Origin of the sequence: Sodalis ligni (assembly GCF_016865525.2) — a bacterium.
GTDB classification, from domain to species: Bacteria; Pseudomonadota; Gammaproteobacteria; order Enterobacterales; family Enterobacteriaceae; genus Acerihabitans; species Acerihabitans ligni.
The window spans coordinates 1,482,522-1,496,111 of record NZ_CP075169.1 but is presented as its reverse complement, the minus strand read 5'-3'; the positions used below and the strand labels follow the sequence as shown (position 1 = coordinate 1,496,111).

General features: G+C 56.5%; 10 protein-coding genes and 1 pseudogene. 4 read left to right on the top strand and 7 right to left on the bottom strand.

What is annotated here, in order from left to right; all coding sequences use genetic code 11:
* Positions 1–22 precede the first annotated feature (22 nt).
* The 6 genes and pseudogenes from adk to apt form a co-directional block, all read right to left on the bottom strand.
* Complete coding sequence (gene adk, locus GTU79_RS06975) at positions 23–667, bottom strand: adenylate kinase (protein WP_214513799.1); 645 nt, start codon at positions 665–667, stop codon at positions 23–25.
* A 250-nt stretch (positions 668–917) separates the two neighbouring features.
* Positions 918–2,840 carry a molecular chaperone HtpG gene (gene htpG / locus GTU79_RS06970; RefSeq protein WP_203522384.1) on the bottom strand — a complete coding sequence of 641 codons (1,923 nt, stop codon included), beginning with the start codon at positions 2,838–2,840 and terminating at the stop codon, positions 918–920.
* Positions 2,841–3,008: 168 nt separating this feature from the next.
* Entirely contained in the window at positions 3,009–3,614 is a 606-nt protein-coding gene (gene recR, locus GTU79_RS06965; protein WP_132922906.1) for a recombination mediator RecR, read from the bottom strand.
* Positions 3,614–3,943, bottom strand: a complete 330-nt coding sequence (locus GTU79_RS06960) for a YbaB/EbfC family nucleoid-associated protein (protein WP_132922907.1) — start codon at positions 3,941–3,943, stop codon at positions 3,614–3,616. Before GTU79_RS06960 ends, recR begins: the two co-directional genes overlap by 1 nt.
* A gap of 57 nt (positions 3,944–4,000) precedes the next feature.
* Positions 4,001–6,220, bottom strand: a complete 2,220-nt coding sequence (gene dnaX / locus GTU79_RS06955; protein WP_203522385.1) for a DNA polymerase III subunit gamma/tau — start codon at positions 6,218–6,220, stop codon at positions 4,001–4,003.
* 131 nt (positions 6,221–6,351) lie between these two features.
* A pseudogene (gene apt, locus GTU79_RS06950) lies at positions 6,352–6,902 on the bottom strand (adenine phosphoribosyltransferase).
* A gap of 359 nt (positions 6,903–7,261) precedes the next feature.
* On the opposite strand from apt, the gene priC reads away from it, so the two are divergent.
* Both priC and rsmS read left to right on the top strand, forming a co-directional pair.
* A complete protein-coding gene (gene priC / locus GTU79_RS06945; protein WP_203522387.1) occupies positions 7,262–7,804 on the top strand; it encodes a primosomal replication protein PriC in 543 nt (180 codons plus the stop codon).
* A gap of 122 nt (positions 7,805–7,926) precedes the next feature.
* A complete protein-coding gene (rsmS, locus tag GTU79_RS06940) occupies positions 7,927–8,091 on the top strand; it encodes a pleiotropic regulatory protein RsmS (protein WP_132922911.1) in 165 nt (54 codons plus the stop codon).
* On the opposite strand, the gene acrR is transcribed toward rsmS, so the two are convergent.
* Complete coding sequence (gene acrR, locus GTU79_RS06935; RefSeq protein WP_203522388.1) at positions 8,083–8,730, bottom strand: multidrug efflux transporter transcriptional repressor AcrR; 648 nt, start codon at positions 8,728–8,730, stop codon at positions 8,083–8,085. The genes rsmS and acrR overlap by 9 nt on opposite strands.
* 150 nt (positions 8,731–8,880) lie before the next feature.
* On the opposite strand from acrR, the gene GTU79_RS06930 reads away from it, so the two are divergent.
* Together GTU79_RS06930 and GTU79_RS06925 are read left to right on the top strand one after the other, a co-directional pair.
* The gene (locus GTU79_RS06930; protein WP_132922913.1) at positions 8,881–10,077 is read left to right on the top strand and encodes an efflux RND transporter periplasmic adaptor subunit; all 1,197 of its coding nucleotides are present in this window, start codon (positions 8,881–8,883) and stop codon (positions 10,075–10,077) included.
* Between the two features lie 18 nt (positions 10,078–10,095).
* Complete coding sequence (locus GTU79_RS06925; protein WP_203522389.1) at positions 10,096–13,236, top strand: efflux RND transporter permease subunit; 3,141 nt, start codon at positions 10,096–10,098, stop codon at positions 13,234–13,236.
* Positions 13,237–13,590: the final 354 nt, after the last annotated feature.

Here is a 13,590-nt window from a genome sequence, read left to right as displayed (position 1 = left end):
CGCCCGACTTGAGCGTGGGTTTTTAACCGAGGATCTTTGCCAGTTCGCCGCTGATTTCAGCGACTTTCCGGGTACCGTCGATTTTGAAATAGCGGGTATTGCCGGCATCGGCTTCCTGACGGTAGTAATCAATCAGCGGCGCGGTCTGCTGGTGATACTCCACCAGACGCTTGCGCACGGTTTCTTCCTGATCGTCTTTACGGCTGGTGAGCGGCTCGCCGGTGACGTCATCCTTGCCTTCTTCCTTCGGCGGGGTGAACTTGACGTGGTAAACACGGCCGGGAGGGGTGTGCACGCGGCGGCCGACGATGCGTTCGATAATCAGGCTGTCCGGTACGGCGAATTCCAGCACATAGTCCACGCTGATGCCGGCGTCCTTCATGGCATCCGCCTGGGGAATGGTGCGGGGGAAACCGTCCAGCAGGAATCCGTTACGGCAATCGTCCTGTTTAATCCGTTCTTTCACTAACGCAATGACTAATTCATCGGTCACCAGCTTGCCGGCATCCATGATTTCCTTGGCTTTTTTCCCCAGTTCGGATTGCGCTTTCACCGCGGCGCGCAGCATATCGCCGGTTGAAATCTGCGGAATACCGTACTTTTCCATAATAAATTGCGCCTGAGTGCCTTTACCGGCGCCTGGAGCGCCCAGCAGAATGATACGCATTGCGTAAATCCCCTTGCTAATCTTAAATGTAAAAAAGTGAGAAAACGCTAAACCTTACCACTAGTGTATAGCGTTCCTCAAGGCATGGCGGCTGGGAGAAGCGGTTTTATGCCGCTTTAGGAATCTTGCCCGGTACGGGGGGGGGTGAAAAAACGACGTGAATGTCCATATTATAGGCCGGGCAAGCCCGGCCTGAGCTTGTTGACAAAACGTCCGGTCGGGGCAAGGCTTTTACCCAGCCCCCAACGGCTTATTTGGCCAGCAGCTGATTCATGCGGCGGATAAACTGGTTCGGGTCGTCCAGCGTGCCGCGCTCCGCCAGCAGCGCCTGATCCAGCAACAGATCGATCCATTCACCGAAATGGCTTTCATCATTGATATCAGCCGCACGCTTGACCAGCGCATGCTCCGGATTGAGTTCAAATATATATTTGATTTCCGGGGCTTTCTGCCCGGCGGAGGCAAACAGCTTCGCCATCTGGGTGGTCATGTCGTTGGCATCGGTGGTCACGATGGCCGGGGTATCGGTGAGACGGTGGGTCAGGCGCACGACCTTGACCCGATCTCCCAGCAGGGTCTTCACCCGGCTGACAAAAGGTTCCAGCGCTTTATCGGCGTCTTTGCGCTCTTCCGGCGTCTCTTCATCCGCCAGTTTATCCAGCGTCGCATCGGTTTTACTGATGGATTGGAACGGCTTGCCCTCGAATTCCGTCAGGTAGCTCATCATCCATTCATCAATACGATCGGACAGCAGCAGCACCTCGATGCCTTTTTTACGCAGCAGTTCCAGGTGCGGACTGCTCTTGGCGGCGGCATAGCTGTCGGCGGTGAGGTAATAGATTTTTTCCTGACCTTCCACCATCCGGCCCAGATAGTCCTGCAGCGAGACGGTTTGCGCAGAGCTGTCGGTATGGGTAGAGGCAAAACGAAGCAGCTTGGCGATGCTTTCCCCATTGCCGGTATCTTCCCCCGGACCTTCTTTCAGCACCAGGCCGAACTGTTCCCAGAATTTCTGATAGTTTTCCGGATCGTCCTTGGCCAGCTTTTCCAGCATTTGCAGCGCGCGTTTGGTGAGGGCGCTTTTCAGGTTTTGCGTTACGCGGTTATCTTGCAGGATTTCGCGGGAGATGTTCAGCGGCAGATCGTTGGAATCAATCAGGCCCTTCACGAATCGCAGATAATTCGGCATGAACTGCTCGGCATCGTCCATGATAAAGACCCGCTGCACATACAGCTTCAGGCCATGCTTGTGATCGCGATTCCACATATCCCAGGGGGCCTGGGCGGGAATATACAGCAGGCTGGTATATTCCTGCTTCCCCTCCACCCGGTTATGGCTCCAGATAAGCGGATCGCTGTAATCATGGGAAAGGTGTTTGTAGAATTCCTTGTATTCTTCGTCGCTTATCTCGCCCTTGCTGCGGGTCCACAGCGCCTGGGCTTTATTGATCTTCTCCCAGCTAATGGTTTCGGCGGCGTCATCGGCGGCTTGCGCGTCTTGATCCTCCGCGTCCCCTTCTTTCTCCGGCTTGCTGCGGGTTTCTATTTCCACCGGCAGGGCGATATGGTCGGAATATTTGCTGATGATGCTGCGCAAACGCCAGTCATCCAGGAATTCATCCTCGCCCTCGCGCATATGCAGCGTGATTTCAGTGCCGCGTTCAGGTTTGGTGATATCGGCAATGGTGTAATCCCCTTCACCGGCGGATTCCCAGAACACGCCTTCCTCGGCGGGAGCACCGGCGGCGCGGGTGCGCACGGTCACTTTATCCGCCACGATAAAGGCGGAATAGAAGCCGACGCCGAACTGGCCGATTAACTGGCTGTCCTTCACCTGATCCGAACCCATGGACTCAAGAAAGGCCTTGGTGCCGGATTTAGCGATGGTGCCCAGGTTGTCGATAACCTCGTCCCGACGCATGCCGATGCCGTTATCACTCAGGGTCAGCGTACGTTTCTCTTTATCGCACGACAGGCGGACTCGAAGTTCGCCGTCGCCTTCATAGAGCTCGGGCTGCGACAATGCGCGAAAACGAAGCTTATCCGCCGCATCCGAGGCGTTAGAGATCAGTTCGCGTATAAAGATTTCTTTATTGGAATAAAGTGAGTGGATCATTAACTGAAGTAGTTGTTTTACTTCAGATTGGAATCCGCGAGTTTCTTGTCCTTTCATACTTATACTTACCTCAATCCAAATAGCTGTCAGTCAGGCGGGTTTGCGTACAACGATGAAGAACAAATGGGGGTGGTTCAGAGGAATTTCAAGGCAAAAAAATGAAAATTGTTGGCGGATTCAACGAGGAAGAGGCCGGCACGCGCGGGGAAAATCCCCGCCCCGGCCTTAAAATTTGATGGGTTGGCGGCCCGCCAGGGAGTGTGAAAGGGTTGTACCGTCAACCATTTCCAACTCGCCGCCCATGGGTACGCCGTGGGCGATACGACTAGCCAGTACGTTGTGATGGGCGCACATCTCGGCGATATAGTTGGCGGTGGCCTCCCCCTCCACCGTGGGATTGGTGGCAAGTATCACTTCAGCGATGTTTTCAACCGCCAGCCGCTCCTGCAGCCGGCCGAGGCCGATATCCTCCGGACCGATACCGTCCAGCGGGGATAAATGCCCCATCAGCACAAAATAGCGGCCGGCATATTGGCCGGTCTGTTCAATGGCGTGAATATCCGCGGGACTTTCCACCACGCAAATTTGCCGGCTCTGCGCACGGCGAGGATTGGCGCAGATGGTGCAGATATCCTGCTCGGTAAACGTCCGGCAGTCGGCGCACTGGCCGATTTCCGACATGGCGCGGGTCAAGGACTGCGCCAGCCGCATGCCGCCGCCGCGATCCCGTTGCAATAAATGAAAAACCATGCGCTGCGCCGATTTCGGTCCCACTCCCGGCAGGCAACGCAACGCTTCCATTAACGCTTCAAGCAATGGGCTGGTTTGCATCAGAACGGCATTTTAAAACCGGGAGGAAGCTGCATGCCGCTGGAGACAGAGGCCATTTTTTCCTTCTGCGTCTCGGCGATGCGCCGGGCCGCATCGTTAAACGCCGCCGCGATCAGGTCCTCCAGCATATCCTTGTCGTCCTCCAGCAGGCTGGGATCCACTTCCACCCGGCGGCAGTTATGGGCGCCGTTGATGGTCACCTTAACCAGACCGGCGCCGGATTCACCGGTCACTTCCAGCTGGGCGATCTCTTCCTGCATTTTCTGCATTCTTTCCTGCATTTGCTGGGCCTGCTTCATCAGGTTGCCCATGCCGCCTTTACCAAACATAATCTTCTCTCTCTCGTAGCTAACCGCAGCGCGGTAGTCATGCCGACGGTGCGGCGGTTAAACAGGACGGATGCTGTCTTCATCCAATTCGGCGTCAAAAAAACGCCGAAGCGTCTGGATGTTATTATCTTCGATAATTGCCTGACGCGCCTGCATCAATTTTTCTTCATAGATAGCTTGCCGCCATTCCAGAGGCGTACGCACCGCCGGATTATCGTCCGTCACCACGCTTAATTCAACCGGTGCGCCCAGTTCTGTGCTCAAGGCCTCGGCAATGGCGCCCTGGGCCATGTCGGAATTCAAATGCTGCTGGCCCGACCGCAGATGCAAACACACCTTGCCCGGCGCCAAATCTTCCCGGAAGGCGTTTAACGCCAGCTGCTGCACCAGCTTGGGCAGAGCCAGCCGGTCCACCAACGCCGCCCACGGATCGCGCTCCATCGATTCCGCCGCCAGCCGGGCGGCCAGCTCCGGCGTTTTTTCATGTTCGAGGGCGTTACGCAACGCCTTTGGCGTAGTGACCGGTTCGTCCGGCTCGGATTGAACGCTGGCCCGCCAGCGGTAGGCCTCCGGCTTGGCGTCTTTGTCCGCTTTAGGTCCCTTTTGTCCGCCGAGCTGACGCTGCTGGGCCTGTTCAGTGACCGACGCCAAACGCTCCAATGCGCTGTTCGCCGGTTTCTGGCGCTCCGGCGTCAAAGCCGGTTCAGCTTTTTTTGGCTTGCGGCTCTCACTGCGTTGCATCAGCGCGGTGCGGGCCTGCAGTAGCTGGGCGGTGTTCTCCGGCAAATCAGCCGCCGCGGGAAGATCTTCATCGCCGGCTCCGGGCCCAGGAGCCGGCCCGGCGGCGGCGTCCGGCTCCGCCGGCCCAAACATGGCCGCCGAGTCGGCATCACCCTCGGCCCGAGAACTTGGCGCCGGGTAAACAGCATTGGGATCCGTAGGGGGCAACGAGGAAGCCGGCGCGTCCTGTGCGCCTGTATGCGACTGTGCCGGCGCGCTGGTTTCGTTCCTACCCGAACGCGGCGGGAGAACCGTGCCCTGTCGTTCCGCCGGTCGAGGGTGGATAGGGCTCGGAAGAGCGCGTTCTTCTGGTCCGGCGTTTGCCGGAGCGGTTTCGTCAGCGCCATAATCCAGGTTCGCCGATGTATCGCCCGAAGAGTGCTCCGCCGGCGGCGAAAACGCCTGGTGACGGGGATGAAATGCCAGTGCGCGCAGCAGTGTCATTTCAACGCCCATCCGCCTATCGGGCGCGAAGGGCAGCTCTTTACGTCCCACCAGCAGCGTTTGGTAATAAAGCTGCAAATCGGCGGGGGGGATCAGCCGCGCCAGCTCACGCAATCTTGACAGGATAACGGCATCGTCTTCATCCGACAGGGCATCCGGCAAAAGCTGCCCCATGGCAACGCGGTGCAACAGCGTCAGCATTTCCACCAGCAGCGTTTCCCAGTCAACCCCGCGGGAGGCGCACTGGGCCAGCTGCGCCATCATGGCGCTGCCGTCCGCCTTCACCAGCGCCTCTATCAGCGCCAGGGGCTGCTCGGTATTCAGGGTGCCCAGCATATCGCTGACCGTCCGGGTGGTCACCTGCCCCCCGCCCATGGCGATGGCCTGATCGGTCAAACTCAGCGCATCGCGCATGCTGCCGTCGGCGGCCCGGGCCAAAAGCTGGAGCGCCCGCGGCTCGCTGCCGATACCCTCCCGCTGGAGGATACGATCGAGCTGATCGCGAATCTGTACGATATCCAGCGCCTTTAGATGAAACTGCAGGCAGCGGGATAATATGGTCACCGGCAGCTTTTGCGGGTCGGTGGTGGCCAAAAGAAACTTCACGTGGGACGGCGGTTCTTCCAGCGTTTTCAGCAGCGCGTTGAAGCTGTGCCGCGACAGCATGTGGACTTCGTCTATAAGATAGACTTTAAAGCGGCCGCGGGCGGGAGCATATTGCACATTATCCAGCAGATCGCGGGTATCTTCCACCTTGGTGCGTGAGGCCGCGTCAATCTCGATAAGATCGACGAATCGTCCCTGTTCAATCTCTCGGCAGTTATCGCAAACGCCGCACGGCGTGGCAGTAATCCCGGTTTCGCAATTCAGCCCCTTCGCCAGCAAACGGGCAATAGTGGTCTTGCCGACCCCCCGGGTGCCGGATAATAAATACGCATGATGAATCCTGCCCAGTGAAAGGCCGTTGGTGAGCGCCGTCAGAACATGTTCCTGACCTACAACATCTGAAAACGTCTGCGGACGCCATTTACGGGCAAGAACCTGATAGCTCATGGGTCGCGAAAAGTCGGTGAACAGGAGGCCATGCTAACACAGCCCCACACCGAAGCGCGAGGCTGATATACCCATCATCTTTCACGTTACAGCTGTGTCGGCTGTAACGTGAAAGATGATGGGTAAATGAATCAGTGGCCGGGGAAACCACCAGACTGTAACTCTCTACCGCCATGCGCTTAAGACGCTCTTCGCCGCCGAGATCCGCCAGGTTAATCACAAACGCCGCGTCATGGACCTCGCCGCCCAGCCGGCGGATGAGTTTAACCGTCGCCTCGATGGTGCCGCCGGTGGCCAGCAAATCATCCACCACCAGCACTTTATCCCCCGGCTTGATAGCGTCCTGATGGATTTCCAGCATATCCACGCCGTACTCAAGCTCATAGCTTTCGCTCAGCGTCTCGCGGGGAAGCTTGCCGGGCTTGCGGACCGGTACAAAACCCAACCCCAGCGCCAGCGCCACCGGAGCGCCGAACAGGAACCCGCGGGCCTCCGTGCCGACGACTTTGGTCAGCCCTTTGTCCCGGTAGCGATCGGCCAGCAGCCGAATACTGGCGGCATAAGCCTCGGGCTGCTCCAGAAGGCTGGTGATATCCCGAAAAAAAATGCCTGGTTTAGGGTAATCGGGGATTGTTTTGATACTATTTTTTATACGTTCTAGCTGTAGGTCCATCGCGGTCATAATATATGCGCCTGAAACTTTTGAAATCACAATCCGCGCGGACATATAAACCAGCCCGCCGACAGTAATACTCAGGCTATCATGGACTGGCGGGAAATACCGCGCACGAAAGCGCTCAAATTTATGCAAACCGGCAAAAAATTGCAATACCGTTGCACCGCCATCTGGTCTTTTATTGTTTCACATCAACCCGGACGGAACACGGCGGTCACAGTAATTCTGCCACTCTTGGCCTTTAATTACATTACATTGAAAACATTTCCCTTACTGGGAATTGCTGTTAACACCGTGCATGACCGGCGCGAGCGCGTTATTATTGCGTCTTAAGGTAAATGGGTAATCAATAACAGGTAAGCGGCGTGCAGTCACTCAAATTTATCAATGCGTTAAGCGAAAAGCTCAATGCACTGGCCACCCGCATCGAGGTCACCGGCCATAATGACGCAGCCCAGTCTCGCTTTGATCATAAGCTATTTCAAAGCCGCGGCACAGGACTGGCGGATTACCTGGCCGAATGCAGGCTGACGCTGCAGCACCTGACCGAGACGGCGCAACAGGGACGAACCGAGCAGGTTGCCTGGCTGGCCCAACGGCTGGTGGATCAAATGACCGCCCTGGCGCGGGAACTGGCCACCCTGGATTTACGCCGCAGGCAGGCGCCGGTTGCCGCACCGGTGGATGATTATGTAAAGCTGGCGGAACATCAGGATTACGAGCGCCGGTTGATGACGCTTATCCGTGACCGGGAAAGCCTGCGGCAAAACTGCGGCGATAGAGGCCGCCAACATCAGTTACAACAGGAAATCGCCGCCCTGGAAGGCCGTCTCACCCGTTGCCGGCAGGCGTTGACGCGAATTGAAAAACTGATTGAGCGCCGTGAAAACGGGGGAAGTATCGGTTGAGCCTGGGGCTGGGCCTCGGACGGGATGGCCATCATTAATGATACGCTTACTATTTGGCATGCTATCAATCTCATCTATACTCTCTTTTTTATCCAGCTTGGCAAAGCTTGCGGGAGAGACCGGTGGCGCTTGAAGATGAGTCCCCAGAGGTTAAATTAGCGGTCGATTTGATCATGCTGTTGGAAAGCAATGATGTGGAACCGGAGCTGGTCCTGGCGGCGCTGGAAATAGTCAAAAAAGACTATCAGCTAAAGCACCGGCGGCAGGAAGAGAACCCTCTATGCTGACGCCGCCGCGTGGCGCAGGCTGGGGCTAAGCCGCAGCATATCGATCAACACGGCGACCAGAACCCGTGAACCCCCCTGCAGGTCGAAGGTTCCCGGCACGAACAGCCAGTTCTCCATCAGGCCGGTCATATAGGCCCGCAGCATAATCGCGGCGCGGCGACAATGTAAACCCTCCGGCAATTGTCCGCAGGCAATACACCGCTTGAGAACTTCTTCGATCCGTTCGTAGCATTCGGCATACAATCCTTTGCGCACGTCCTGGAACAGGGCCATTTCGCCGACAAATTCACATTTATGAAATACAATTTCCATCAGCGCGCGCCATTCTGTATTGGAAACGGTGGACTCCAGAATGTAAATCAATGTCTCTGTGAGCACATGGAGTGGATCATCGGGAAATTTTGCCTGATACTCAAGCTCCAACGCATGAATCTTTGATTCGGCGTTATGCCAAATCTCATTAAATAACTCGACTTTATTCTTGAAATGCCAATAAATAGCACCACGGGTCACCCCCGCCACCGTCGCGATATCGGTTAACGACGTAACCGAGACGCCGCGACGGGAGAATTCATGGACAGCGGCGTCTAAAATGTGTTGCCGGGTTTCCAGAGCCTGTAGTTTGGTTTTTCGTGCCATGGCGCTTTTTTTGGAGGTCTTTAGATTTACATACATTCGCGAATGTATGTAACATAGCATAAGGCTAATTGTTACGCAGCAATAGGTTTGCAGGCTTGTGATCAGTTGATCAACTTTAAATTTTTTAAAATCGGACTCTTGAGGTTTACTATGATCAAAAACAGAGGGATTTTGCCTCTGGCAGCCGTTCTGATGCTTTCAGGCAGCTTTATTCTTGTTGGATGTGACAATAAGGATGCTAAACAGGCAGGTAATCAGCAACAGGCCCCGGAAGTGAGTGTAGTGACGGTAAAAAAACAATCATTGAATGTCACAACCGATCTACCCGGCCGTACCAACGCCTTCCGTGTTGCCGAAGTCCGCCCTCAGGTCAACGGTATCATCTTGAAGCGGAATTTTGTCGAAGGCAGCGACGTGCAGGCCGGGGCATCGCTTTATCAAATCGACCCGGCGACTTACCAGGCCGCCTATGACAACGCCAACGGCGCCCTGGCGCAAGCGCAGGCAAACGCGGCTATCGCCAAGGTTACCGTCAACCGGTATCAAAAACTGCTCCCCACCAATTTTGTCAGCAAGCAGGATTATGATACGGCAGTGGCCACCATGCGTCAGGACGATGCCGCGGTGGTAGCGGCCAAAGCCACCCTTGAGTCCGCCCGCATCAACCTGGCCTATACCCGCGTCACCTCCCCCATCAGCGGCCGTATCGGTAAATCCGCCTATACCGAAGGCGCGTTGGTCACCAATGCCCAAACCACCGCCATGGCTACCGTGCAGCAGTTGGATCCCATGTATGTGGATGTCACCCAGTCGAGCAATGACTATTCGCGGTTGAAGCAGGAACTGGCCAACGGCACGCTGAAGCAGCAAAACGGTAAGGCCACCGTGCGTCTCCTGATGGAAGACGGCAGCGTTTACGCACAAAGCGGTACGCTGGAATTTTCAGACGTCACCGTGGATGAAACCACCGGGTCCATTACCCTGCGCGCCATATTCCCCAATCCGCAGCTCACCCTGCTGCCCGGCATGTTTGTCCGCGCCCGCCTGGATGAAGGGGTAAACGACAGCGCGCTATTGGTGCCGCAACAAGGCATTACCCATGACCCGCGCGGCAATGCCACCGCCATGGTAGTCGGCCCGGACAATAAAGTCGCCTTACGTCAAATCACCGCGCCGCAGGCGATTGGCGATAAATGGCTGGTGACCGCCGGTTTGCAGGAAGGCGATCGCGTCATCGTCACCGGGCTGCAAAAAGTCAGACCGGGCGCGCAGGTGACAGCAAAAGAGGCAACGACAGACGAACAAAAACCGGGACAACCGCAGCCTGAAAATGCCAGCAAGTCTTAATAGGAACGGGTAAACCACATGGCCAAGTTTTTTATAGATCGCCCCATTTTCGCATGGGTGATTGCCATTATCATTATGCTCGGGGGCGCTTTGTCGATCTTAAAGCTGCCTATTGAGCAATATCCTGCCATTGCGCCGCCGGCAATCCAGATCACCGCCACCTATCCTGGCGCCGATGCCACAACGGCACAAAATACCGTAACCCAGGTTATCGAACAGAACATGAACGGTATCGACCATCTGCTGTATATGTCGTCTAACAGCGACTCATCCGGTACGGTGCAGATTACCCTCACGTTCGATTCCGGCGTCAACCCGGATATCGCCCAGGTGCAGACGCAGAACAAACTGCAGCTGGCGATGCCGCTGTTGCCGCAGGAAGTACAGCAGCAAGGGGTGAGAATCCAGAAATCCAGCTCCAGCTTTTTGATGGTGGCAGGGTTTATCAGCGATGACCCCACCATGACGCAGCAGGATATCTCGGATTATGTGGGGTCGCATATCCAGGACCCCATCAGCCGAACCCAAGGCGTAGGGAATTTCCAGTTGTTCGGTTCGTTGTACGCCATGCGCGTGTGGATGGACCCGAATAAACTGAATAATTACCAGCTGACCCCGGTGGATGTCATCAATGCGCTGACGGTACAGAATAGCCAGATCGCCGCCGGCCAGTTGGGTGGAATGCCGGCCATCCAGGGCCAGCAGTTGAACGCCTCCATCATCGTGCAGACCCAGCTCACCAGCGTCAAGGAATTCGGCAACATCCTGCTGAAAGTGAATCCCGACGGTTCCCAGGTGCGTTTGCGGGATGTGGCGAAGATAGAGCTGGGCGGGCAAAACTATAACGTTGTCGCGAAATTCAACGGTCGTCCGGCTTCCGGTCTGGGTATACAGCTGGCCACCGGCGCCAATGCCCTGGATACCGCCGCGGCGGTAAAAGCCGAACTGGGAGAGCTTGAAAAGAACTTCCCCGCCGGATTGAAGGTGGTCTATCCCTACGATACCACGCCGTTCGTGAAAATCTCCATTCAGGAAGTGGTCAAGACCCTGGTGGAAGCGATCATCCTGGTATTCCTGGTGATGTATCTTTTCCTGCAAAACTTCCGCGCGACCCTCATCCCCACCATCGCGGTGCCGGTGGTGTTGTTGGGGACCTTTGCCATTTTGAATGCCTTCGGATACTCCATCAATACCCTGACCATGTTCGCGATGGTGCTGGCCATCGGGTTATTGGTGGACGACGCCATCGTGGTGGTGGAGAACGTCGAGCGTGTGATGGCTGAAGAGGGCCTGAGCCCCAAGGACGCCACCCGCAAGTCCATGACGCAAATCCAGGGCGCCCTGGTGGGCATCGCACTCGTGCTGTCGGCGGTATTCGTACCCATGGCATTTTTCGGCGGCGCCACCGGCGCCATCTACCGTCAGTTCTCCATCACTATCGTTTCCGCCATGATCTTGTCGGTGCTGGTGGCGATGATTCTGACGCCGGCCCTGTGCTCCACGCTGTTGAAGCCGATAGCAAAAGGCGATCACGGCATCGATACCGGTTTCTTCGGCTGGTTCAATAAAAGATTCAGTCAAAGCACCCATCACTATACCGACAGTATCGGCCATATCCTCAACAGTACCGGCCGCTATCTGATTATCTACCTGTTGATAGTGGTGGGCATGGCCCTGCTGTTTATCCGTCTGCCCACGTCGTTTCTGCCCGAGGAAGATCAGGGGGTGTTCCTGACCATGGTGCAGTTGCCGGTGGGGGCGACCCAGGAGCGCACGCAGAATGTGCTCGACCAGGTTGCCTATCACTTTATGCACGACGAGAAAAACAACGTCAATTCGGTATTTACCGTCAGCGGCTTTGGTTTCTCCGGCCGTGGACAAAACAACGGCCTGGCGTTTGCCAGCCTCAAGGACTGGAGCGAGCGCGGCGGCAGCGACAATAAGGTTCCGGCCATACTCGGCCGCGCCAATGCCGCTTTCGCCAAAATCAAGGACGGTATCGCGCTCTCGTTCAACCTGCCGGCGATCATCGAACTGGGTAACGCCACTGGTTTCGATTTCGAATTGATCGATAACAACGGTCTGGGCCACGAGAAGCTGACCGAAGCGCGCAACCAGTTGTTGGGCATGGTCGCCCAGCATCCGGATCTGCTGGCGGGGGTCCGGCCCAACGGACTGGAAGATACGCCGCAGTTCAAGCTTGACGTGGATCAGGAAAAAGCGCAGGCGCTGGGAGTAACACTCTCGGATCTGAATACCACCATCGGCGCGGCGCTAGGCAGTAGCTACGTCAACAACTTCGTTGACCGCGGCCGTGTCAAACAGGTCTATGTCCAGGGCGATGCTCCGTTCCGTATGTTGCCGACGGATATCGGTAATTGGTTCGTACGCGGTTCCGATGGCCAGATGGTGCCGTTGTCGGCGGTGACCACCAGTCATTGGCAATACGGTTCGCCGCGTCTGGAACGCTACAACGGCCTGCCCTCGATGGAAATACAGGGGGAAGCGGTACCGGGTAGAAGTACCGGTGAAGCCATGGAGATGATGGAACAATTAGCGGCAAAACTGCCTGCCGGCATAAGCTACAGCTGGACCGGCATGTCCTATCAGGAACGCCTGTCCGGTAATCAGGCGCCGGCGCTGTACGCTATTTCATTGATTGTGGTATTCCTCTGCCTGGCGGCATTGTATGAAAGCTGGTCAATTCCGTTCGCGGTCATGCTGGTGGTTCCCCTTGGGGTGGTGGGCGCGTTGATAGCCGCCTCCCTGCGCGGGCTGACCAACGACGTGTACTTCCAGGTGGGCCTGCTGACGACCATCGGCCTGTCGGCGAAGAACGCTATCCTTATCGTGGAATTCGCCAAGGATTTGATGGATAAAGAAGGCAAAGGATTGGTGGAGGCGACATTGGAGGCGGTGCGTATGCGGCTACGCCCGATTCTGATGACGTCCCTGGCCTTTATCCTCGGCGTATTGCCGCTGGCCATCAGTACCGGTGCCGGTTCGGGCGCGCAAAACGCGGTGGGTACCGGCGTTATGGGCGGGATGATCACCGCTACCCTGCTGGCGATCTTCTTTGTACCGGTGTTCTTTGTGGTGGTTCGCCGCCGCTTTGGCAACCGGTCCGAAAATGAAAACCATCCTGATCGGCCGGTGTAGACAATCCTTACCATGATTAAGTGTTAACCAAGGCCGCGCAAGCGGCCTTTACACTTGTTGACTAATTGCCCGGTCGACACAGGCTGCTAGATCGTAAACACGCCGTGAACCCTTCCCTGGGGGCTCGATCCGCGCGATTACGGCTACCCTCCCTGGCAGCCGCCCTAAGGGCCAACGCCTCAGGGCGTTGTTCCAAAACGCTCCTGGCGTTTTAGTCCCTGGCGCGGACGGTTTACTCTTCTAGCAGCCTGTCCCGCCTTATTGAATTTGAGCATGTTTGTCAGCAGTCGAAGGCTGCGCAAGCGGCCTTTTTTTGTCGGTTTGACTTGGGGTGAAAAGCGTGCATAATAGTTA